This window comes from Photobacterium sp. GB-36, from assembly GCF_003026135.1.
GTDB lineage: Bacteria > Pseudomonadota > Gammaproteobacteria > Enterobacterales > Vibrionaceae > Photobacterium.
In genome coordinates this window covers 148,971-173,202 of sequence record NZ_PYNY01000002.1, presented here as the reverse complement: position 1 = coordinate 173,202, position 24,232 = coordinate 148,971, and the positions used below count along the sequence as shown (strand labels likewise).

Sequence of the window (24,232 nt, the reverse complement as noted above, 5' to 3'; positions counted from 1 at the left end):
TATAGGCAATAGCATTAATGCTTAAATATGGCCAATCACATGCAATAACCCAATCATAGCAAAGCTAAGTGCGACACCGACGACACCAATAATCACCCCTACTTTTGCCATTTGATTACTTTCAACATGCCCCGTTGCATGAGCTAATGCGTTGGGCGGCGTACTAATTGGTAGCGACATACCCAAAGAGGCCGCGAACGTCACCACAAGAATTAATGTTACTTCACCACCAAGTGGTACCAACGACGACATAGACATACCCAGTGCTGCCATAATTGGCAACAGTAAGTTTGCTGTCGCAGTGTGAGACATAAAGTTTGCCATCACTAAACACAACATAGCCGCGCCCACCAGCACCAAGTACGGCGAGAAGCTATCAAACGGAATGCTATTGACCACCAGTTGAGCCAGCCCCGTTTTATCAAGTGCTAAACCCAGCGCAATACCGCCAGAGACTAACCACAGCACATCCCAAGAAATCTTTTTCAAATCTTCTTTATTGATAATGCCGGTTAACGAGAAAATAGCGACAGGAATAAGTGCCACAGTATACGAGTTCATACCATGTACTGATCCCATTAACCAAAGTACTATCGTTAATGCAAAAGTGATGTAAACCGTTATTGCTTTTGGTGTTTTAAGAAACTTACCTTGGATCGTTAATTCAATTTTGTCCTGTTTTGCTGGATAAATTGCATTAATTAAAAACCATGAAAAAACCAATAAAACCGCAACAAATGGCACGCCAAAAAACATCCACTCGCCAAAAGTGATCATGTTATCTTCTGATAGGTATTTAAGTGCAATCGCATTTGGCGGTGTACCAATTGGGGTACCAATGCCACCAATATTGGCAGCAACAGGTACACATAATGCAAACGCAATTTTACCCGGATCTTTCGATCCAAAAAGTGCAATGACTGGCGCTAATATAGAAAGCATCATCGCTGTCGTGGCGGTATTTGACATGAACATTGAGAAAGTGGCAGTGATTAGCATTAAACCAAACATCACATATTTAGGTTGATGTCCAAACGGCTTAAGTAATACTCGCGCTAAGTTTACATCTAAACGGTATTTAGTTGCCGCCATTGCAAGGAAGAAGCCCCCCAAAAACAACATGATGATTGGGCTAGCAAAGGTAGCCATAATGGCGTTGTAATCCAGTAACTCACCAAAGTGTGGCTGACCATGATCAATACGAAACTGATATAGTCCTTTATTTGAAAGTAATAACAGCTCTAAAACAATGATCACAACAGAGGTAGCATAAATGGGGATAGGTTCGAGCACCCAACACAGTGCTGCTAATAGAAAGATAGCAATAACCCGTTGCTGAATCACAGTTAACCCTTCAATGGGAAACGCAGAAGCCGGTAATAATAAAATAATTAAAGGCAGTAAAATCGGTATGATGTAACGAAGACTTTGACGCATATAGCATTATTCCCTTAACAATAACTACGCCATCACCTTTTTTATTCCGAATATAAAAGATGAAGTTGAGTGTCTTAATCAAGATGCTATTCTTTGTAACTTTGCGAGATAAAGATTGAACATCTCGATATAACACCCTGATTAGATGCAAGGTTATTTTGTAATGCTAATCGGTTAATTTCACAGCGTTAGATCAATAAAGCGATGAAATTAAAGTTTTCTTACAGAAAATTCAACGGCTAGATGCGACGTATTATAGCCCCAATCAAACAAGAAGATACATAAACTATGCCCTGAATCACAGATACTATTAATATGGTAATTCAGAGCATATTTATTATTTGTTTTTTTCAGCTTTTACATCATCGTCGAGGTGCTCACTATTCAGTGCTTCTTCCAGTACCCCTTCGGTTCCCATATATGTACGAGATGAGCAGAACGGTGTCACTGGCACAGATGGCGTTAATATTTCATTATCGGCCACGTCTTGATGTTCATGCGCTAAACCCATTTTCTTCACTTGTTTTAATACCAAGTAAAAACCCAGTAAACCAAAGACAACAGAGCCAACCGCTTGACCGATTAACACCCCGCTCGCACCTGCAAGGTGTCCGCCAATAAGTACAAACGGGATCGTACCTATTGTTGCTTTCCCCATGTTCAATGCCGTTGACCATGTAGGGCGATTAAGGTTATTAAATGCCGCATTGGCAACAAAGAGTGCGCCATTAAAAATAAAGGTCACCGCGATGAAGGTACAGAACACACCAACAATTTCTGCGGCATCTCCCGTTAAACTAAAGATAGCAATGAGCTGGTTTTGCCCTAGCCATAAAACGATAGACACGAAAACGCAATATATCGCCGTAAAGAGCATTGCATCACGTAGAATTTGTTGAATACGATCCCAGCGTTCCGCACCAAAGTTTTGCCCAATGATAGGGCCAACGGCACCTGATAACGAAAAGATTAAAGCAAAGCAAACTGGCATAATACGCCCAATAACGGCATAACCTGCCACAAAGCTCTCGCCAAATTGCGCGATATTACTGGTAACGACCGCATTACCGATAGGCGTCGCAGTATTAGTTAAGATGGCAGGAAACGCAATTTTAGCAATGGTTGGCATCGCCAGTTTAAACTGAGAAAAATCAGGCTTAGCTAATAATTGATGTTTATAAATTACAACATATAACGAGAAAAGGGTCACAGCTAGGCGCGCAATAACTGAAGATATCGCAGCCCCTTGCATCCCCATTGAAAAGCCAAAAATAAATAATGGATCAAGTACTGCATTGACACCACCACCAATCAGCGTTGCCATCATTGAACGACGAGCATCACCCACACCACGCATTGCAGCGCCTGCCGCCATAGATACCGCCATTAACGGTGCGCTTGGCAGTAGAATAACCAGATACTGGCTAGCGGCTTCTGCGACATGTCCTTTTGCACCAATTGCATCAAGTAATAGCGGCAAATTCCACAGCATCGCTGCAACCATTACAATACTAATAAAGACAGCAAACAACATCACATTCGTCGCCATGTTTTTGGCTTGCTCTCGATCATTTTTACCTAAAGCACGCGAGACAAGTGCGCCAGCTGCAATGGATGTCCCTATCGATATAGAGGTAGAAAAGAAGACTAACGTACCAGCAAAACCAATAGCCGCTGCCAGTTCCACTTCACCCAACAGGCTAATGAAAAACATATCTAATAAATCAACCAAAAACAGCGCCATCAAGCCGATTGCACCCGTTCCAGACATCACAACAATGTGACGCATTGGTGAGCCTGTAACAAATTTAGCTTGTTGGTTTTCTGTTATTTCTGTTGATGAGTGCTGTTTCACTAAAACCTCTATACCTTATAAAACGGCTCGAATATCCATATTTACAACCAAAAAAATAAAGGCGCTAATTAGCGCCTCTACATAATCGAATAATACTTAAATATATAGCATTAAAGTGGATGTTTAAAGCTATCCCCTATTTGAGTACTGATAGCGCTAAGTACATCACGACGGGTTATCACACCCAGTAATTGCCCATTATCAACCACGGGAAAAATCTTAGGTTTTTGCCCCGTCATAATTTGTGCTAACTCAATAATTGAATCACCACTCGATACCGTTAATACATCATCTCGCATACAATCTTTGACAGTATGAGAGTCTTGGCAGTGATAACCGACTTTCAATAATGTATGGATCATATCTTGTTCAGATAAAAAACCGATAACCTGCTTATATTCATTGATAACAGGTCCACCAATTTGCTTTGCTGTCAACAACTTGTCTAGCGCTACAGATAATGACATTGATTCACTGAATGTCACTGGGCGGACGTTCATATAATCTTTTACTTTTAATGATTCCATGTATCCCCCAAAATTACCTTTGAGTACATTAACCTGACAAGCTTTATGGTTATTGTTGATAGCTTAAAACCTGCCCCTTATTAAAGTTAAGTCTATTTCTTCAAATTTACTAAATTAGAATTTGTATTTTTATCAACAGTTAAGGGAATTTGACTCATAATTAATACATTGATACAAAAAAGCGCCTCAAAATTAGAGACGCTTTTACATTAAGCAAATGGTTATGATTAATGCATCATCAGCATAGACAGCATTGCTAACGGTATTTTCAAGCCTGAACCAAAGACAAGCTGTGAGCCTTCCACTTTTACCGTTAATTTATAGCTATTTTGATCTTCTGTAATAATCTTCTGTTGCAGTAACTCTGGCACTTTCGCTGCAAGCTGTGGTTCATTAGACACAAAAGCTTTTGGCATTGAGATATTAATGTTACCCACTAATTTGCTTGGTAATGCTGCTAAGTTTTCTGACGCACGTGCTAAGCCCGGTTTAAGCTCAAGTAAAAGAGAGGCATTCACTTTGCCTTGCTCGGTCATCATGCTGAGATCAGATAAATCAACAGTAGCACCTTTAGCGACTAATAAATCTAGAGCAAGCATTGCATCTTGCATCTGCGCTTGTTGCTGCTCTGCTGTTGTAGACTCTTCCATGACAGCTAAACGACTAATCGCTTTATAGTTAAGATCTTTCAATGCCAGTGCAAAATTGAAATCTGTATATTGCTGACCATCAAGGGTCACAATTTTCTTAATTGAAATATTATTCGTATTCGTTACTTGCTGTGTTTCGTCTGTCGGTGTTTTTTCATCTTTCGGCTGACTTAACGCATTTTTCATCATCACACTCATGCCTTCTAACTCAACATGATGCTGATTATCTGCCGATGCGAAATTTGCTTTACCTAAATTGAATGTCTGATCACCAATCCAGAAACTACCCTGCATTTGACCACTACCTTGACCTGCAAAGGTATTCACTTGCATAGTTTCGCCACTATCAGTTTTCACATCTAAAGAGGGTAACGTATAGTTGAAATCACCTGCACCATCCGCATTTGCACTCCCCGTCAACACAAAAGCTTGGCTTTTTACAAATGCGCCAGACTGATTATAATTAATCGGATTAATCGTCATCGTAAAATCGGTATTTCCCGTTAAAGAGGAGTCTGTCACTAAGGTTACCGGTTGAACATTTTTGCCCCAAATACTACTGATCAACGGCGCGACTTGTTTATCAATTTCTAATTCACTGCTCGACTTAACGCCTAAAAATCCGTTTTGAATATGATGCTTAACTAACCACGTGGTGGGTAAGCCTTCTTCTTCAAATGTTGCTTTTAAGCTATCTTTTAATTCAATACGAGAAACTGCATCAGAAGAAAGATAACCGCGTTCAAAACTTTGATTCGTAATGGTCATATAAGGGCTGTGATAATTTTTAATCGCCCCCATATATAAACTTTGACCTATTTGTCCTGTGGCTAATGGCCAACAAAGGATCACGGCAACCGCACCCGCTCCTGCTGCAACGTTCTTCAACAACATATTGAATCCTAATTAATAAATTTAAGTGCAAACATATGACTATATCATCAACTTTTTAAAGGGTTGACGTCAACTAGAACTCACTGATAACGAAAAAAACAGATCATCCTTGCAATGTCTATTTTTGATACTTTTCCTATCAATACCAGAGTATTTTGATATGGTATTAACAGCACAGAATATAATAATGAATAAATAAGGTAATTTAGTCTTATGAAAATAGCTCTATTTAGCTCAAAAAAGTACGACCAAGAATCTTTTTCTAAAGTAAATAAATCCTTTAGCCATGATATTACTTACTTCGATTTCCCGCTGAATCTACAAACAGCGAAAATGAGTGAAGGGTTTGATGCTGTTTGTGCATTTGTTAATGATGATCTTAGTGCGCCAGTCTTAAAGTGTTTAGCGAAACAAGGGGTTAAAGTCATTGCGATGCGCTGTGCAGGCTACGATCTTGTTGATTTAGAGGAAGCCAAAAAGTTAGGGCTACAAATTGTACGTGTTCCCGCTTATTCACCCGAGTCTATTGCGGAACATACCTTGGGCTTAATGTTGAGCCTTAATCGCCATATTCATCGTGCTTATCAACGCACGCGTGATGCCAATTTTTCGCTTGATGGCCTAACAGGTTATAACTTCCACGGTAAAACCGTTGGTGTTGTAGGTACGGGGAAAATTGGCTTAGCAACGATTCGTATTTTAAAAGGGTTTGGCATGAATATTCTTGCCTTTGACCCATACCCAAATCCTGCTGCGATTGAGTTAGGGGTAACTTATACTAGCCTTGATGAAATCTATCGTTTATCGGATGTTATTACTCTGCACTGTCCGATGTCGAAGGAAAACTATCATATGTTAAATCAACACGCCTTTGACAAAATGAAAGATGGCGTAATGATCATTAACACCAGCCGTGGTGGTTTAATTAAATCGAGTGATGCTATTGAAGCGTTAAAATCACAACGTATCGGTGCATTAGGTGTCGATGTATATGAAAATGAAAAAGATTTATTCTTCCAAGATAAGTCGAATGATGTGATTCAAGATGATGTATTTCGTCGTTTATCATCTTGCCACAACGTACTTTTCACTGGACACCAAGCCTTTTTAACGGAAGAAGCTTTGGGTAATATTGCTGAAACTACGCTGCAAAATCTGTCTGATTTTGACCAAGGTAAAGTATCAGGAAATGAAGTGTTAGATTAATAAATAATGCCGCTAAATATAAAAATTTAGCGGCATTTTTATTTATGAAATTGATTTTAATAAATAACATTCAGCTGATCTTAACCAATCTCACTGAATAACCAATCACTAAAAGCTTTTATTTTAGGGGTATTTTGCATGTTATGTCGACACACGACATAATAACTAAAAGGTGAAGGTGCCATCATATCAAAAGGTGTAACTAGCCGTTTTTCCACTAACCTTTCAGCAATAAATGAGTGCCTCCCCATGGCAACACCGATCCCGCATTCAGCCGCTTGTAAAGCCAAATCGGAACGATCAAATGTACATTCCGATTCAGGTAATTGCGTACCGTATTGCTCAGCCCATAGCTGCCATTCATCATTCCGCCCAGCTCTAGCCCACGGCGCAGCATCATGGAGTAATAAACATTGCATTAAACCTTCAGGGTTATCATAAAGATCATTTGTAATAGCATAATCATGGCTACAAACGGGCTGCATCGCTTCATCCATTAATTTACACGAATGCAAACCTTGATATTCCCCTTTACCAAAATAAATCGCGCAATCAAAACTTTCCGTTTGAAAATCAACAAGTTCATTACGGGTTCGCAAATGAATACGTAGCATGGGATAAAGATCTATAAAGGATTTTAAGCGGGGTAATAACCAAGTTTGAGCAAACGTTGGGGGTACAGAAATATTTATATCGCCGCTTAACTCAACATTTTTCAAATCACGTATTTCGTGTGCAATATCGCCAAAGTTCGCAGCTAGCACTTGTTTTAAACGAAATCCCTCATCTGTGAGGATGAGCTTGCGGGGCTGGCGAATAAACAGCTGGACGCCTAATGCTTCTTCAAGGTTTTTAATTTTATGGCTAACTGCACTTTGAGTTAAAAATAGAACTTCAGCAGCACGTGTGAAGCTCATTTGTTCAGCTGCGATAAGAAAACAGTGTAAACCTGAAAGTACAGAACCAGAAAGGTTAGAAAGTTGCATAATACCGCCACATTAAAAATCTAGTAGCAAGCATAACAAGAAAATGATCGGGGCTCAGCTATAAATACTACTCCCCGAATAACGTCAATTAATTAGTTGTACTACGGTATTGCTCAAGCAAGCCTGATTTATACTCGTCAGTTAATAACTGCCAGTGACATCCTTTGACAGCACCAGCAAAAATCCATAACAAATTACGATTGACTTCTTCTCCATGGTGTTCGCATACTTTGCGATAAACATTGACTGCACCCAACTCTAGAAAAGTAGATACATCTAATACACCCGTTCGTTTCACCATTCTTTCAAGCGTTAATCGCATATTGGGTAAATCACGTAAACGTTTATTCGCACCAGACTGTTTAAATGCCTTATCTTTACATGAAAACTCAATCGATTTAGCGACCAATTGATTACAAACCTGCGGATCTTTTTCAAAAAGATCTCTTATTTCGTAATAATTAACTGTTGCCGTTTTGCTTTTCTTTATATGTTTAAATTTCGCACAACCTAACTTTATTAACTCAGGATCCAGTTTTTCGCCACCTCGAATATACATAGACGCCGGTGTAACTATCGCAAACATCGCACCGTCTATAAATACTCCAGTTCCACCAAACATGGATCGTTTTTCTTGTTCTCCGAATTTGTTTAAATAATTTAAATAATCTTCCTTTGGTGATGTCACAACTAATTCTCCATAATGTGGTGATAATCAATTATTCCAAACACGTCAAATAACCTAGCCAAACAATAGATTAGATTGTTAATTATTCGACAGAGCAATTGTATGCTCTTAAGCATTGTAGATTAAATAAGCAGCAGCCAAAGATGAGATTACTCGCATATTTTTTGTCGCAAAATAATGTAATCAAACTAGATTTGCAGCATTTATCACGCAAGAATCAATAATGAATTGCATATCTATCATCATTATTATCAGCACCGACTATCTTTAAGGTATTTACAGCAAAAAGAGTATGCTCTGGAGATATGAAAAAAATCCCATTGTTCCCATATGCAAACCACATTCTTCCCGATGGAAGGACACAACTAAAAATTGCACAAGCTCGTCATATTCGTATGGTGAAAGAAGCCCTTATTTCTAAAAAAGGGTTTGTCATGGCAATGATAGATAACGAACGTGAGCACAGTGAAATTAAAGATGTTCCTGCATTAAGTACGCACGTTAAAATTATTGACTTCAACCGACTCGAAGGCGATTTATTGGGTATTACGGTAGAAGGTATCGATCTTCTAAAAATAGAACAAATTAAGATTGAGGATGATAAGCTTTTGGTTGCTGAATGTATGCCTGTTAGCACTTGGGCCCCCTCTAAAACGACAACGAGTAACCAGTGTTTAGCTCAACGATTAAAGCAACTTTATTCTTCTCAACCAGAAATGGAAAATTTATATCCAACACCATTGTTTGATGATATGACGTGGGTCTGTCAACGCTGGTTAGAAGTTCTACCAATAGAAGTAAAATATAAGCAAATGCTGATTCATCAAAAAACGCCTAATCTGGCCATTCGTTTTTTAATAAAGTTACTTCAAGATAAAAATTTAAACCATTAGTGGGATTAATATCAGTTCTTTATTAATTTATAACCTACTCACTTCAAATAAATTACGTGATAAACTACTCGATAAGGCTATGAAACGATAGAATTTGATTATTACTTTATAAGATTAGTTTTACATGTCGCATTTATCTTTTTTTTGGTTAAAACATAGCCGTGATCATCAAATAAAAGCGTTGGAATCTGAGTTTTGTAACTTAGTAAAACAATCTGCGCAGCAAAATAAGCTGGAGCTTCCTCCAATCCCTGATGTGCTAATGAAGCTACATCAGTTATGTAATGATGATGAAAGCACCATTCATGACGTGGCTGATTTACTACTTGATGATCCCGTTTTAACCGCTACCATTATTCGAACATCTAATACGGTATTATTTAACCGCCGTAATGTTGTCTGTAACGATCTTCTTACTGCGGTCTCTCGCCTTGGATTGTTACGGGTCCGTGATATCGCCACCGCTCAAGCAGTTGCCGAATTACGAAAAGTAAAAACTGAAAACTTCGCGTGTAATCAACTGCTCAGCCAAAGTGCGATTCGCTCACGCCAATTTGCAGGTACGATGGCTCTGATTTGTCAAAGCTTGATAAAGCACAGTGACACCCCCTTAAAAATAGAACCAGAAAAAGCGTTATTAACAGGCTTGCTCGCTGATATTGGTATCTTTAGTTTAATCTACGAATATCTTAATTATATTGAAAACGATAATTACCTCGATATCGATATTGCCAAATATATTTTCAAAGAAACCTGCATGAAAACAAGTTTGATCGTATTAAAAGAATGGGGATTTGATAATGATTATCTTGAAATCGCCTCTAATAAACGACAGCCTTATGGAGAGAATAACGATACGTTGAGTTATCTTGATATCGCCCGTATGGCACACCATTTATTATTATTTAAGAATAACGATGATGCTATCGACGAAAATGATGTTGAGCTTGACCTTGTAGGAGCTGAAGTTATGTATGAATTGACTAATTTACCTACTCACGAATTTAATCAACGAGTGAAAAACATCGTTCGTGAAAGTGGATTCTGACCTAATCCCCACCCCCTTCTTTTTTCTTACTTAAAAAGAAGGGGAAACATCCATCTATAAGCCCCCCACTTGCCTATATACTCCTTCTTTATCGCTGTGTTACATTCACTTTCTGTTAAAAATATAAATAAATGAATTCATTATTGCTGGTTATTTTGTGTTATTGAACCAAATCCTCTAGCAAATAAATTACTCACCCTCTGAATATATTTAAGGACTAATATGTTGTCTGGGATTTTACTTATCTTTTTGCCGCTTATTATTGGCTACCTCATCCCTATTCATAATAAAAAGCACCTCGATTTTATTAATGCTCAAACTAGCCGCTTAGTCTTGGTCATTTTGACATTAATGGGATTAAGCTTAGCTGCGCTAGATAATCTCAGCCAAAACTTAAACCAAATCCTTATCTACACCATGACATTTTTCATCTCAATCAGTGTATGTAACCTTGCTGCACTCCCTTTTTTAGACCGTTTATGGCCAACACAAACGTTTGATGGACACCATCATTTACCGATGGCAAAAATGATGATGGAATCGGTTAAATTGGTTTTTGTTGTTGCAGCAGGGTTGATCGTAGGTCTATTACTCAATGTCGATTTGTCATGGGTTGATCAAGCTAGTGAAGCTATTTTATTACTATTACTGTTTTTTATTGGCATCCAATTACGTAATAGTGGTATGACCTTAAAACAAATAGTGCTCAATAAAAAAGGGATGATTATAGCTGCGGTTATTATTAGCACATCTTTTCTTGGTGGGATCATCGCTGCATTTATTCTCGATATTCCACTTAACCATGGCTTGGCTATGGCATCGGGATTTGGTTGGTATTCTCTCGCGGGTATTTTAATTGGCGACGGTTTAGGAAGTGTATTTGGTGGTGCCGCTTTTCTTAACGAGCTACTACGTGAAATACTTGCGCTAATATTAATCCCACTCCTTATCCATCGTTATCCCAATACAGCTATTGGTTATGCTGGGGCAACTGCTATGGATTTCACCCTCCCCGTCATTCAAAGTACAGGAGGTGTGCGCTGTGTACCTATCGCTATTGTCAGTGGCTTTATTCTTAGCCTGTTAGTCCCCGTTTTCATTTTATTCTTCTTATCACTATAACTGTGATAAAAAAAAACCGCAGTTTTCACTGCGGTTTTTATTTATCGCTCTACCACTGTTGTATGATTTTTTTTGTCATGCCAAGGTGGATTAGTAAACGTAAGATATTGCACACCAGCATAGAGGGGATATAATCCTAATGTGGCAATACATAGATAAATCTTATTAAACTCACGCTTTAAATAACGTTGCTTTGTTAGCAGCTCATCATCGCTAGATATCACTTTCACACTTAACAAAGCACGTGATAGTGAAGTGCCGAGTAACCGATAACACAACCAGTGATACCCCATAAAGACACCAATAAATAAAGCCATGATGCCGATAATTAACAGTAACAATACTGGTAGCGCCATCGTATCGTTAAGTGATAACGATACTCCTGCACCATTGGTAATATAACCAACCACTGCAAGGAAGATATCTTTGACGATCATTGCAAACATCTGCACGATAGCCATATCAATCATAAATGTACCGACACGTCTGTATTTCAACGAAAAGCTGCTCATTGCCTAATTACTTACCAAGTTTTGAATTGATTTGAGCTTTAAATCCAGCCGCTTGTGCACCGTAGATAGCTTGGATACCCGTACCACCGACTTTTACTAAACCTTTAGCACCTAAGTTCTCAGTCCAGTATTTATTATCTTTAACAAGCTCACCGTCTTTAACTGTGATACGTAAACGCGTAATACATGCATCAACGTCAACGATGTTATCTTTACCGCCTAGCGCTTCGATCATTTCATCGATTTGGCTGTCATCAGAACCATTCGCTTTTGCTGCTTGGTAATCTTTCTTACGTACAACCGCAACAGCGCTCCCTTTACGACCCGGTGTCTTGATATCAAACTTCAGAATAAACCAGCGGAATAACAAGAAGTATACAGGACCATAAATTAAACCTAGTAGTGGGATGTAGTACCAGTGGTTTTCAGTTCCGGTTAGGCCAGGAAGCATACCAAACAGTGCAAAGTCAATGAAACCACCACTGAACGTCATGCCCACTTTCACATTTAGCAAGTCCATGATCATGAACGATAGACCAGCTAGTGGTACGTGAATAAAGTAGTAAAGCGGCGCAGATAGGAAAAGGAATGTAAATTCAATCGGCTCGGTAATACCCGTTAGGAACGCTGTTAGCGCAACAGAGAACAATAAACCGCCAACCTCTTTCTTATTCTCTTTATCTGCCAATGTATACATCGCGTATGCAGCAGCAGGTAGACCAAACATCATGAATGGGAATTTACCTGTCATGAAGTTAGTTGAAGAGAACTGAGAATAATCACCGTTAGCTAAAGAGCCAAAGAAGATATTTTGTGTCCCTTTATAAACATGACCTGCAATTTCTACAGTACCGCCAATCTCTGTCTGCCATAGTGGAAGGTAGAATACGTGGTGTAGACCAACAGGGATAAGCGCACGTTCAATAATACCGAAGATGAAAGAGGCAATATAACCGTGACCAGATGCAGTCATTTCACCCAGTGTTGCACCAATAGAGCCGAATGCAGCACCGATGTAAGGCCAAATGAATACAAGCGCAATACCGTAGAACAATGCAGAGAACGCACTAACGATAGGAACAAAGCGAGCACCGCCAAAGAAGCCTAGGAACTCAGGAAGCTTAACATCATGGTATTTGTTATGAAGAACAACGGTAATACCACCAGCGATAAGGCCACCGAATACACCCATACTTAGTGTGTTGTGGATACCTAACACATCAGCTAACACCCCCGCATAATGGTTGCCCATTAGGATTACAGTGTTATTTGTTGTATCAACCATGCCAGCAACAGATAGCGTTTTCGCAATCGCAACATTCATTACTAAGTAAGAAATCGTTGCTGCTAATGCCGCTGCGCCTTTTTCAGCACGAGCAAAACCGATAGCAATCGCAAGCGCGAACATTAAAGGTAGGTTTGCAAAAACGATACCGCCTGCAGCGGTCATAACCTGTAGAAAACTATTTAAAAGTGTTCCGTCTTGCAAAATACCAATATTGTATGCATCAATCATACTCTGGTTGGTAAAACTACCACCAAGACCTAGCATAATACCAGCAGCTGGTAGTAGCGCTATCGGCAGCATCACAGCTTGCGATAGTTTACTAAAGAAGGCTTTCATTACCTTATCTCCTCGATATGGGATCTAAACTTGTATCAAAAATAATTCAGACTTTATTTGTCTTTGTAACCATTATTTTTATTAATTCAATAAGCGTAGTAATGCACACTCACACGAGACAAGCTCAAATTACCGAGGTAATTGATTGTGATAGTGAACATTTAGCTCCTGAGTACTATATTTACCTGAAATAACATAAACACTAACGACATACCCCCGTAGTCATAATGTTAGTATTCATTCTTTGTTATTTCGGCATAAGTATAAATTTCGATAATTAATATAACTTGATGATTGTCATATTTACTATTAGATAATGATGCAAGATTTGGAATATATAATGGAGATCACATCAAAACAAACATATTAAAAAGCAGAAACAAACTTGCAAGATATTGATAATAAATAATTTTAAAATATAAAAACCAATTAAAAACAATAGCTAACTTTCTAAAAAGTAACTTATGTAACCAATGTAACATTTGTTAGGTTAATAAAAACTTCTATTCGTTAGTGTAAGTTAATGTGGATTAAACCTATCGTATATCTATGCTAATTAAAATAGCATCATATGGTTATTTATAAATAAAAATGAGATTAAGCGACTCTTTTTATTAAAAGTAATGTAAGTGAGAAAAATACCAGAATTGTGGATGTTTGAGGCGTTCTTGCTTTTGATATAGTGTCCACTCTATAGCTAAGCCATTTCACCTGCAGATCTTTCTCACAATTTAGAAATTAAATGAAATAACACCGTATCATACCTAATTCAAACGGTTAAAAACAAAAAAATCCCGTAACTTTCATTACGGGATTATGAGCATTCAACAAATAAGATTAAGCTTATTCTTTATGCGCTGCTTTTTCTTCCGGAGTACGATAGTCAAAGAAGAAAATAAGTAGCATAGGTACAATGAATGCTACAGCAATTGATACTGCATATACCCACATTGGGTGGAATACTGGGATAGTTAGTAACGAAGTAAATGCAAACGCCTGCGTTTTAATGCCGCCGTATTGAGAGCCTAGAATTGCAATTGTTAAACCACCAGCTAGACAACCAGGAAGCATACGTGAGTAAACTTTCTTAAAGCGTAAGTGGATACCGTATAGTGAAGGCTCAGAAATACCACCGAATAGACCCGCAGCTAACGCACCAGAAGCTGTTTGACGCATGGTTTTATCTTTCTCACGCAGTGAAATTAGCAATACACCCGCTGTTGCACCGAAACATGCAAAGTTCCAAACACCCATAGGACCTTGAATGAAGTCATAACCCAATGTTTGAATATTCATTAGCATCAATGCATTTAGAGGCCAGTGAAGGCCAAGAGGTACAAGGAATGGATATAGCAATGGAATTAGAATTGCGAACACAAATGGTGCATTTGTATTTAGCCAAGCTAAACCAAGACCTAAATAAGTACCAATCCAAACACCTAGAGGACCAATTAGGAACGCTGTAAGCGGAATCATGATAATCAAAGATAAGAACGGCACAAATACCATGTGCAGATTCTCTGGAACAATCTTCTTCAGGAATCGATAAACGACAGCTAATACAGCAACCATGATTAACGGAACAAATACATTACCAGAGTAATCATTAAGCTGCATTGGTAAACCAAACACATGGGCAACATGAGAGACAGTCCCTAAGGTCGTATCTTTAATCGATGTTGTTGATGCAAGTGAGGTTAGTTTTTGGAAATCAGGCGTCATAAGTGCGCCCATGATTGCAGCACCTAACCAAGGATCAACCTTCAGTTTTTTAGAGGCGTTATAAGCAACCATAATAGGCAAGAAGTAAAAGACTGTATGCCACATTGAGTCAACAAAAACCCAACCTGCAGACTTATCACCCCTAAAGTCAACAATATGAAGGGCATCTAATACTGCACATAATGCAATAATTAATGATGCACCTAATAAAATACCTAAAATTGGACGGAACGAATCTGAAAGGTATTCAAAAAAACCATCAACCCAAGCAACTTTCCCTCTTACACCACTAGAGCGCATAGAAGCTTTAATATCATCATTTGATGCATTATCAGCTTTCACTTCATTCGTGCTTGCTGTACCACTACCCGTTTGACTTTCCATCAGTTGCTGTAATGCGCTATGCATAGTCGCAACACCACCACCGATAACAATTTGGTAGCGATCACCGCTTTGAGGAATACACCCCATCACATCAGGAATGGCATCTAATGCTGCTTTATCAACAATAGAATTATCATTTAATTCAAAACGTAAGCGAGTTGCGCAGCAAGACAAGAATTTTATATTGCCTGCACCACCAACTCCTTCAAGGATCTTCTCTGCTGAAGACTTATTGCCATTCGACATAATTTTTTTACCCTTTGATATATCCAAATGTATAACTGCAGAATGTCATTGACACCGACAGAGACACCTGTAATAACTCATTAATTTAATTGGTATAATTAGGATTCAATAATAAATGCTGTCTGCTTTAATTAATTTATCTTTAGCATCTTCTAATAATAAACTGATTAAAGCATTCCTTGAAAGCATTACCCCCCATAATCAATATTGCGCGTTTTTACCCATTTTCGCCAGAATATACTTAAATAACATCAAAAATATAGAACATTGATCACATTAATTAAAGAAAAAGCATTAAATTGCTGATAGTAAAGATAAAAATTCACTTTTTATTAAGTTTCAATGACAAATTTAAAACGGGATGGATACAATGCTTTAACCAATAGTCATCATTAAAAGATCTGTGATATTTATCAATCAATAAAATATCCTACTTCTATATATCCATATAAGTACTATTAATTACGTTTCATTCTATGCTGAATATATACTCAGTTACCTTTGTTACTTTTGTAATAATTAAAAGTGACGATTTATATATATTTACTCTCGCCAACACTTCTAACCAAAAAAAAGAGAAGCCAGCGCTTCTCTTTTTTCACGACCAATCTATCAAAGTTATTTCTTCGCTAAAGGAAATAGCGTAAAGAAATTTTCAGTGGTTGCTCGTTCAACCTCTTCAACGGAAACACCTTTTAGCAACGCAATATATTGAGCAACTTCACGTGTATACGCAGGCTGATTTTGCTTACCTCGGTATGGCATTGGCGCAAGGAACGGTGAATCCGTTTCAACTAACAAACGATCCAGTGGCAATTGGCTCACCACATTTTTCAGATCGCTTGCTGTATTAAATGTTACAATCCCTGAAATCGAAATATAAAAACCAAGTTCAATCGCATCTAATGCCATTTCAAGCGATTCAGTGAAACAGTGTAAAACACCGCCACATTTTTGAGCCCCTTCTTCACGAAGAATACGCATTGTATCTTCACGTGCCATACGAGTATGGATAATAAGTGGCTTATTCAATTCAACCGCGACACGAACCTGTTGGCGAAAGATCTCTTGCTGAAGCTCTGCCGTATCAGGCTGGTAATGGTAATCTAACCCCGTTTCACCAATAGCCACAACTCTTTCATGTTGCGCAAAAGCCTTAAACTGTTCGTAGTTATAACCAGACTCAACATCTAAAGGGTGAATACCACAAGAAGCAAAAATATTTTCGTAAGGGGCGATCATTTCCATCATTTTAGGAAAAGCGGCCAACGTTACACCAACAGAAAGAAAGTACTCTACACCTCTTTCTTTGGCTTTATTAAGTACATCATCAATCCCTGTATGTAACTTATCGTAATCAAGTTTGTCGAGATGACAATGTGAATCAACTAACACGGGCGTTCCTCTTTTATCTCTGAATATGACTATAAATACAAATCTCAATACTACGCTTAATCTTGAATAAAACCAGTTAGCCACTCTACAACTAACAGCTCAATATTCAATCCTGTATGCTGCTCTAATTTACGGTATAGCGTATTAATTTTTCTTGATTGCTCAAGTAACAAAGCCCCCGAAACCTGTGTAGCAACCTGTTGTACTGCCACTAAAGATTCGTTGTGCACAAAACTATTGCTTACACCTTGCTGATACTTAATACAGTCGACTAAAAAATAGCTTAGCCATTTTAATGTAACAATACCGTCTGCAGTACACATCGCGGTAACATCATAGATACCAATATTTGGTGGCTGTAAAAACTCGGCAAATGCTTTGATCAAATTAGCATGACGAATATTCATACCACTTTCAACAAACGCTAACGTTGACAATGGCGCCCCACTATTAAGGCGAATAGATTCAACGTTAATCGATTGCATTAATTTATGCTCAACCCACTGCTTTACATTTGACTCAGCAGGTATTGGCAAACGCCATTTATTACAACGACTAACAATAGTCGGTAATAAACTATCTAAACTTTGCGCCGTTAGAATAAACTGACAACCTTGCGGTGGCTCTTCAAGCGTTTTTAAAATCGCATTCGAGCCCGCTTCTCCCATTGTATCGGCATGTTCAATTAAAATAACACGCTGACCATTTAAGTGAGAGGTTTCCGTTGCCCAGCGGTTACATTGTCGAACCGCATCAACACCGATTTGTTTTCCTTCTTGTTCAGGCTTAATAACATGAAAATCAGGATGGCTGTTAGCTTCAAATAATTTACAGCTATGGCAAACATCACATGGTTCTGTTTCATTGTTTTGACATAAAACGGTTTTAGCTAACTGGCGCGCGAGGACATCACGGCCACTGCCTTTTACCGCCAACAACAAAATGGCATGATGAAGCCGCTTTTGCTCTAACAACTGTTGCCAATTCTGCCATAACGATTCTTGCCACGGATACAACATGTTATTGCTGCTCCAACCATGCATTCAGCGCAGACTGTAGATCTTCAGTCACTTTTTCTAAACGCTGACTTGCATCGATAATAATGACGTTTGGTTGATTCTCTGATAATTCAAGAAAACGCGCACGCGCACGATGGAAGAAATCGACATTCATTTGTTCGATACGATCTAGCGCACCACGACCACGGGCACGTTGTAACCCCAGTTCAGGCTCGATATCCATATAGATAGTCAGATCAGGACGAAAATCGCCCAGTACCGTATCACGTAGATTTTCCATTAATGCTTTATCAAAACCACGTCCGCCACCTTGGTATGCTTGGGATGACATATCATGACGGTCGCCAACAACCCACTGGCCTTGGTTCAATGCAGGTTTAATCACGTTATCAACCAATTGAATACGTGCCGCATAAAGCAGTAATAATTCAGCCATATCGGTTAATGGCTCATCAGGATGCCCTTCTTTAACCAGTGCCCGCATTTGCTCTGCTAAAGGTGTACCACCAGGCTCTCGCGTTGATGCTGGATCATGAATACCATGCTGTGCCAAGGTCGCGATAACTTGCTTAATCGCAGTACTTTTACCGGCCCCTTCAAGACCTTCGATGACAATAAATTTACCGATCATTGTGACTGTTTTCTTAATGTTTTCAGGTATGCACGAACCGCACGGTTGTGCTCAACCAAAGTTGTAGAGAATTTGTGCCCGCCTTTACCATCGGCCACGAAATAATAGTAATTGCTCTTATCAGGATTAACGGCTGCTAATACTGATGCTTTACTTGGCATTGCTATCGGTGTTGGTGGTAAACCTTTCATGGTATAGGTGTTATAAGGCGTTGGGGTTCTAAGATCTTTTTTACTAATATTGCCTTTATATTTATCACCCATGCCATAAATAACGGTTGGGTCGGTTTGTAAAGGCATCCCTTTGCGCAAACGATTCATAAAGACAGACGCAACCAAACCTCGTTCTGCTGGCACAGCGGTTTCTTTTTCAATAATAGAAGCCATGATCAATACTTGATAAGGATCTTTTAAAGGCAGATCTTTCTCACGTCGCTCCCACGCAGTGGCTAACTCTTTATTCATCGCTAGATAAGCACGTTTCAGTACTGCAATATCGGTAGTACCCGCTGTGTAATGATACGTATCAGGCAGTAAATAACCTTCAATTTTAACGTTATCAATGCCGATCGCTTTCGCAATTTGTGGCTCTGTCATGCCATCAGTAATATGCTTTAATTCAGGCGCAGCTTGGATTTTTTTTAACCATTCACTAAAACGCTCACCTTCAACCAAGGTGATTGAATATTGAAACTCCTTGCCAGAAGCAATCAATGCCAAGACTTCTTGCAATGTTTTGTTTGGCTCTAGACCGTAAGTTCCTGCCTTAATATCCGTTAAAGAGGGATCTAACTTTCCGACCCAGCGCGTCCATTGTGATGCCTTGATCACTTTATCTTGTACAAGCTGATTGATTAACCCTCTAAACGATGTCCCTGGTTTAACTGTTATCATTACCTGCTCAGTATTAATAACGGGCAGATTTAGCTCGTTCTTCACTTGAGTATACGCCCAACCAGCAGCACCTGCCGCTAGGGCAGCAAGAATGAAAACAATAAGAATCAACTTCTTTAACACGTATATAGCCTCTTTTGTAATACGTCGAGTAGTGACTGTTGTTGATAATAGGTAGAGTCAATCGCCATTATTGGCACTAACTCCATTAACGCATTGGTTATAAATACTTCATCAGCACAAAGCAAATCTGCCAGAGAATAATCACCTAATTCTAACGTATATGGCAACGTTGAAAGCAATGTAATGACATGTCGACGCATGACACCTTCAACTCCAGATCCTATTAATTCTGGCGTATAAACAACACGCCCTTTACGCCAGAAGATATTAGATGCTGTTGTTTCAATAACATGATCATTGGTATTGAGCACCACAGCATCCAACCATTGTTTATGTTCGACTTCTTGTTTTAAGAGTACCTGTTCTAATCGATTTAAGTGCTTCATCCCCGCAAGCATTGGACTGTAACCCAGTTGCTGCTGACAAACCCCCAGTATGATGCCATCTTTCTGCCATTGCTTATAATGGGTAGGCCAATTGAAAGCACTAAAAATAACTGTCGTGTCATCGCAGCCCGTTGGGCTATACCCCCTACCGCCGCCACCTCGGCTGATTAATATTTTTATCCCACCACGATCAGTGAAAGATTGAGCGAGTTTTTTAGCCTGTAGAAAGACTTGATCCCAATCAGGTTCATTAATCGCTAACCTGCGCAACGTTTGTTGTAATCGTTCAAGATGAAACCGCCATAACAACAGCTTTCCCTGTTTAACGCCTATTGTCGAAAAACAGCCATCTCCATATTGTATAGCACGATCCGTTATTGCTAACTCTCGTTGTTTCTGACTGTTAATAAACGCCATCGATTATCCTTTTTATGATAAAAAACAGCCCAATACCTACAAAGATATCGGGCTGCTAATCATATCAGGTTATCAAGCGATTTTCCTGATGCTATTTAGAGGCAAATGTAACTACATTTTCTTAAATAGTAGAGAACCGTTAGTACCACCAAAACCAAATGAGTTACACAATGCGTACTCTAGATTTGCTTGGCGGGCTTCACCTGGAACATAGTCAAGATCACAACCTTCACCTGGATTATCCAAGTTAATTGTTGGTGGAACCACTTGATCTACTAAGCTTAGAATAGTGATAATTGATTCTACAGAACCTGCAGCACCCAATAGATGACCTGTCATTGATTTTGTTGAAGAAACCATAACGTTATCAACTGCGCTACCCATAGCACGCTTGATACCTAATGTTTCAGCAACGTCACCTGCTGGTGTCGATGTGCCATGCGCATTAATATAGCCAATTTGGTCTGCATTAATACCCGCATCACGGATACATGCTTCCATTGCTAGCGCGCCACCTGAACCATCTGCACTTGGTGAAGTCATGTGGTAAGCGTCACCACTCATACCAAAGCCTACAAGCTCAGCATAAATTTTAGCGCCACGTGCTTTTGCGTGTTCATACTCTTCTAGCACGATAACACCCGCACCATCACCTAGTACGAAACCGTCGCGATCTTGGTCCCATGGACGAGAAGCCGCTTGAGGATCGTCGTTACGCGTAGATAGTGCTTTTGCTGCTGCGAAACCGCCCATACCTAATGGCGTTGATGCTTTTTCTGCACCACCAGCAACCATCGCATCTGCATCGCCGTAAGCGATCATACGCGCTGCATGACCAATGTTATGAAGGCCAGTCGTACATGCGGTAGAGATTGCGATATTTGGACCACGTAGACCGTACATGATAGACATGTGTCCAGCGATCATATTTACAATTGTTGAAGGAACAAAGAACGGGCTAATTTTGCGCGGACCTTTTTCCATTAAAGCTTGATGGCCAACTTCAATTAGACCTAAGCCACCAATACCAGAACCGATAGCAACGCCAATGCGTGCTGCATTTTCTTCAGTAACTTCAATACCTGAATCTTTGAAAGCTTGTACGCCAGCAGCAATGCCATACTGAATGAATAAATCCATTTTGCGTGCATCTTTCTTGGACATGTAATCTTCGCAATTGAAGTCTTTGATCATGCCGGCAAATTGAGTAGCAAATGCGCTTGCATCAAAATGTTGGATAGTACTAATACCACTAGTGCCTGACTGTAAAGCTTTCCAAGAAGATTCAACAGAATTACCAACCGGGGTAAGCATACCCATGCCAGTTACAACTACACGACGCTTAGACACGATTAATTTCTCCGGGAATTGAGGATAAAACAGGAAATTAAAAAAAAACAGGCGGTCATAAAGACCGCCTGGATATATTCATTTTTATATTACTGTGCGCTGTTTACGTAGTCGATTGCAGCTTGAACAGTAGTAATTTTTTCAGCTTCTTCGTCTGGAATCTCTGTATCGAATTCTTCTTCAAGTGCCATTACTAGTTCAACTGTATCTAGTGAGTCTGCACCTAGATCGTCAACGAAAGATGATTCGTTTTTAACTTCAGCTTCGTCTACGCCTAGTTGCTCAACGATGATTTTTTTTACGCGTTCTTCGATGTTGCTCATACTAATATATTTCCTTAACAAGAATTCGCTAATGCGATTTGCTGTAGTTTATTCATTACGACAAAAGTTGCAACACTCATAGTGCTGGTCAAACCACGATTTTATCATAAAACTAGGTCAGTTTGACTTGCGTCATTAAGTATTGCAAATCTTTTGATTAAATCATGTACATACCGCCGTTAACGTGCAAAGTTTCGCCCGTTACGTAAGCAGCATCATCTGAGGCTAAAAATGCAACCGCTGCTGCAATTTCGCGCGGATCACCTAAACGACCAGCAGGTACATTTGCAAGTGTTGCTGCTCGTTGGTCATCATTTAACGCTTTAGTCATATCTGTTTCGATAAAACCTGGAGCGACTGCGTTAACTGTAATACCACGAGAAGCTACCTCGCGTGCCATGGATTTTGTGAAACCTAATAGGCCAGCTTTTGCTGCTGCGTAGTTCGTTTGACCCGCATTACCCATAGTACCCACAACAGAGCCAATACTGATGATACGACCATTACGTTTTTTCATCATTGCACGCAGTACCGCTTTAGAAAGGCGGAAGATAGATGTTAGGTTCGTATCAAGGATATCTTGCCATTCATCATCTTTCATGCGCATCAATAGATTATCACGAGTGATACCAGCATTGTTCACCAAAATGTCAACATCGCCAAAATCTGCTTTAATCTGTTTTAAAACTGATTCAATAGACTCAGGTGACGTCACATTTAGAGCAAGACCTTTACCTTTATCACCAAGATATGCACTGATAGCTTCAGCACCACTTTCAGATGTTGCAGTACCAATAACTGTTGCGCCACGCTCTACTAAAATTTCAGCAATTGCACGGCCGATACCACGGCTTGCACCTGTAACTAGTGCAACTTTACCTTCCAGGCTCATTGTAAATCCTCTTTAAAGCTTAATGACTACTTAGCCACAGCCGCTTCTAATGAAGCAATATCATTAACTGCAGCACCGCTAAGTGCGCGATCAATACGCTTGGTTAGACCAGTTAATACTTTACCAGGCCCCATTTCTAATAATTCTTCGATACCTTCAGCAGCCATGCGCTCAACTGATTCAGTCCAACGTACCGGGCTGTATAGCTGTTTAACAAGTGCAAACTTGATTGCTGCAGGATCAGTTTCTGTTGCCACGTCAGCATTGTTAATAACAGGTACAGACGGTGCATTAAATGCGATAGTTTCTAATGCTACTGCAAGTTTATCCGCCGCAGGTTTCATCAATGCGCAGTGAGAAGGCACAGATACAGGAAGAGGAAGTGCACGTTTAGCGCCCGCTTCTTTACATATTACGTTTGCACGCTCTACCGCTTCTTTATTACCCGCAATAACAACTTGACCTGGTGAGTTGAAGTTGACAGGAGAACAAACTTCACCTTGTGCCGCTTCCTCACATGCTTTCGCAATTGCATCGTTATCAAGGCCGATAATTGCAGACATAGCACCAACACCAGCCGGTACTGCTTCCTGCATAAGTTGGCCGCGTAGCTCAACCAGTTTAACCGCTGCTTTAAAATCGATAACACCAGCACATACGAGTGCTGAGTATTCACCTAGGCTGTGACCTGCAAGAACCGTTGGTTGTTCACCACCTTGCTGCTGCCATACACGCCAGATTGCAACAGATGCTGTTAACAATGCAGGCTGAGTGCGTTGTGTTTGGTTTAAATCTTCTGCTGGACCGTTTTGAACTAACGCCCAAAGATCGTAACCTAGCGCATCAGATGCCTCAGAGAACGTTTCTTTAACCACATCAAATTGTTCTGCTAATTCAGCTAGCATACCAACGGTTTGAGAGCCCTGACCTGGGAAAACAATCGCGAACTTAGACATTCGAGAATCCTTCTTTATTGACTAATCATTAGTCGATTAATATGCATTAAAAC

Annotated in this window: 22 protein-coding genes; 4 read left to right on the top strand and 18 right to left on the bottom strand. The window is 39.5% G+C overall.

Annotated features, from left to right (window positions below):
• Positions 1 to 21 precede the first annotated feature (21 nt).
• The 4 genes from C9J46_RS02500 to C9J46_RS02485 form a co-directional block, all read right to left on the bottom strand.
• Positions 22 to 1,437 (bottom strand): DASS family sodium-coupled anion symporter, encoded by a 1,416-nt coding sequence (locus C9J46_RS02500; protein ID WP_107290514.1) that lies wholly within the window; start codon positions 1,435 to 1,437, stop codon positions 22 to 24.
• A 337-nt stretch (positions 1,438 to 1,774) separates the two neighbouring features.
• On the bottom strand, positions 1,775 to 3,292 hold the full coding sequence (locus C9J46_RS02495; RefSeq protein ID WP_107290513.1) for an MATE family efflux transporter: 1,518 nt from the start codon (positions 3,290 to 3,292) through the stop codon (positions 1,775 to 1,777).
• Positions 3,293 to 3,402: 110 nt separating this feature from the next.
• On the bottom strand, positions 3,403 to 3,819 hold the full coding sequence (locus tag C9J46_RS02490) for a CBS domain-containing protein (RefSeq protein ID WP_107290512.1): 417 nt from the start codon (positions 3,817 to 3,819) through the stop codon (positions 3,403 to 3,405).
• Positions 3,820 to 4,046: 227 nt separating this feature from the next.
• Complete coding sequence (locus C9J46_RS02485) at positions 4,047 to 5,363, bottom strand: DUF945 family protein (RefSeq protein WP_107245938.1); 1,317 nt, start codon at positions 5,361 to 5,363, stop codon at positions 4,047 to 4,049.
• Positions 5,364 to 5,576: 213 nt separating this feature from the next.
• Between C9J46_RS02485 and C9J46_RS02480 the strand changes: the two genes are divergently transcribed.
• Complete coding sequence (locus tag C9J46_RS02480; protein ID WP_107206215.1) at positions 5,577 to 6,569, top strand: 2-hydroxyacid dehydrogenase; 993 nt, start codon at positions 5,577 to 5,579, stop codon at positions 6,567 to 6,569.
• A gap of 80 nt (positions 6,570 to 6,649) precedes the next feature.
• On the opposite strand, the gene dsdC is transcribed toward C9J46_RS02480, so the two are convergent.
• Positions 6,650 to 7,555, bottom strand: coding sequence for a DNA-binding transcriptional regulator DsdC (gene dsdC / locus C9J46_RS02475; protein WP_107206214.1), 906 nt, complete (start codon positions 7,553 to 7,555; stop codon positions 6,650 to 6,652).
• 88 nt (positions 7,556 to 7,643) lie between these two features.
• Positions 7,644 to 8,243 carry a TfoX/Sxy family DNA transformation protein gene (locus C9J46_RS02470; protein WP_107206213.1) on the bottom strand — a complete coding sequence of 200 codons (600 nt, stop codon included), beginning with the start codon at positions 8,241 to 8,243 and terminating at the stop codon, positions 7,644 to 7,646.
• A gap of 305 nt (positions 8,244 to 8,548) precedes the next feature.
• On the opposite strand from C9J46_RS02470, the gene C9J46_RS02465 reads away from it, so the two are divergent.
• The 3 genes from C9J46_RS02465 to C9J46_RS02455 all read left to right on the top strand — a co-directional run bounded on the left by C9J46_RS02465 (position 8,549) and on the right by C9J46_RS02455 (position 11,306).
• Positions 8,549 to 9,136 (top strand): LON peptidase substrate-binding domain-containing protein, encoded by a 588-nt coding sequence (locus C9J46_RS02465; protein WP_107245934.1) that lies wholly within the window; start codon positions 8,549 to 8,551, stop codon positions 9,134 to 9,136.
• A gap of 124 nt (positions 9,137 to 9,260) precedes the next feature.
• The gene (locus tag C9J46_RS02460) at positions 9,261 to 10,184 is read left to right on the top strand and encodes an HDOD domain-containing protein (protein WP_107206211.1); all 924 of its coding nucleotides are present in this window, start codon (positions 9,261 to 9,263) and stop codon (positions 10,182 to 10,184) included.
• Positions 10,185 to 10,406: 222 nt separating this feature from the next.
• Positions 10,407 to 11,306 (top strand): lysine exporter LysO family protein, encoded by a 900-nt coding sequence (locus tag C9J46_RS02455; RefSeq protein ID WP_107245933.1) that lies wholly within the window; start codon positions 10,407 to 10,409, stop codon positions 11,304 to 11,306.
• 41 nt (positions 11,307 to 11,347) lie between these two features.
• Here the strand turns inward: C9J46_RS02455 and C9J46_RS02450 are convergent, their stop codons facing one another.
• The 12 genes from C9J46_RS02450 to fabD all read right to left on the bottom strand — a co-directional run bounded on the left by C9J46_RS02450 (position 11,348) and on the right by fabD (position 24,179).
• A complete protein-coding gene (locus C9J46_RS02450) occupies positions 11,348 to 11,818 on the bottom strand; it encodes an RDD family protein (RefSeq protein WP_107245931.1) in 471 nt (156 codons plus the stop codon).
• 7 nt (positions 11,819 to 11,825) lie between these two features.
• On the bottom strand, positions 11,826 to 13,442 hold the full coding sequence (locus tag C9J46_RS02445; RefSeq protein WP_107290511.1) for a PTS transporter subunit EIIC: 1,617 nt from the start codon (positions 13,440 to 13,442) through the stop codon (positions 11,826 to 11,828).
• A gap of 843 nt (positions 13,443 to 14,285) precedes the next feature.
• Positions 14,286 to 15,794: a PTS transporter subunit EIIC gene (locus C9J46_RS02440; RefSeq protein WP_107290510.1), complete on the bottom strand. Its 1,509-nt coding sequence runs from the start codon at positions 15,792 to 15,794 to the stop codon at positions 14,286 to 14,288.
• A gap of 618 nt (positions 15,795 to 16,412) precedes the next feature.
• Positions 16,413 to 17,189, bottom strand: a complete 777-nt coding sequence (locus tag C9J46_RS02435) for a TatD family hydrolase (protein ID WP_107206206.1) — start codon at positions 17,187 to 17,189, stop codon at positions 16,413 to 16,415.
• A gap of 56 nt (positions 17,190 to 17,245) precedes the next feature.
• On the bottom strand, positions 17,246 to 18,208 hold the full coding sequence (holB, locus tag C9J46_RS02430; protein WP_107290509.1) for a DNA polymerase III subunit delta': 963 nt from the start codon (positions 18,206 to 18,208) through the stop codon (positions 17,246 to 17,248).
• A gap of 1 nt (position 18,209) precedes the next feature.
• Positions 18,210 to 18,839, bottom strand: coding sequence for a dTMP kinase (gene tmk, locus C9J46_RS02425; protein WP_107245926.1), 630 nt, complete (start codon positions 18,837 to 18,839; stop codon positions 18,210 to 18,212).
• Positions 18,836 to 19,855 carry an endolytic transglycosylase MltG gene (gene mltG / locus C9J46_RS02420; protein ID WP_107259649.1) on the bottom strand — a complete coding sequence of 340 codons (1,020 nt, stop codon included), beginning with the start codon at positions 19,853 to 19,855 and terminating at the stop codon, positions 18,836 to 18,838. Before mltG ends, tmk begins: the two co-directional genes overlap by 4 nt.
• The gene (gene pabC, locus C9J46_RS02415) at positions 19,849 to 20,658 is read right to left on the bottom strand and encodes an aminodeoxychorismate lyase (RefSeq protein WP_107206202.1); all 810 of its coding nucleotides are present in this window, start codon (positions 20,656 to 20,658) and stop codon (positions 19,849 to 19,851) included. The genes mltG and pabC overlap by 7 nt, the downstream gene beginning before the upstream one ends.
• 111 nt (positions 20,659 to 20,769) lie before the next feature.
• A complete protein-coding gene (gene fabF, locus C9J46_RS02410; protein ID WP_107206201.1) occupies positions 20,770 to 22,008 on the bottom strand; it encodes a beta-ketoacyl-ACP synthase II in 1,239 nt (412 codons plus the stop codon).
• Positions 22,009 to 22,097: 89 nt separating this feature from the next.
• Positions 22,098 to 22,331 (bottom strand): acyl carrier protein, encoded by a 234-nt coding sequence (acpP, locus tag C9J46_RS02405; RefSeq protein WP_005368712.1) that lies wholly within the window; start codon positions 22,329 to 22,331, stop codon positions 22,098 to 22,100.
• 157 nt (positions 22,332 to 22,488) lie between these two features.
• Positions 22,489 to 23,223, bottom strand: a complete 735-nt coding sequence (gene fabG / locus C9J46_RS02400; protein ID WP_107206200.1) for a 3-oxoacyl-ACP reductase FabG — start codon at positions 23,221 to 23,223, stop codon at positions 22,489 to 22,491.
• A gap of 26 nt (positions 23,224 to 23,249) precedes the next feature.
• The gene (gene fabD, locus C9J46_RS02395; RefSeq protein ID WP_107290508.1) at positions 23,250 to 24,179 is read right to left on the bottom strand and encodes an ACP S-malonyltransferase; all 930 of its coding nucleotides are present in this window, start codon (positions 24,177 to 24,179) and stop codon (positions 23,250 to 23,252) included.
• Positions 24,180 to 24,232 lie beyond the last annotated feature (53 nt).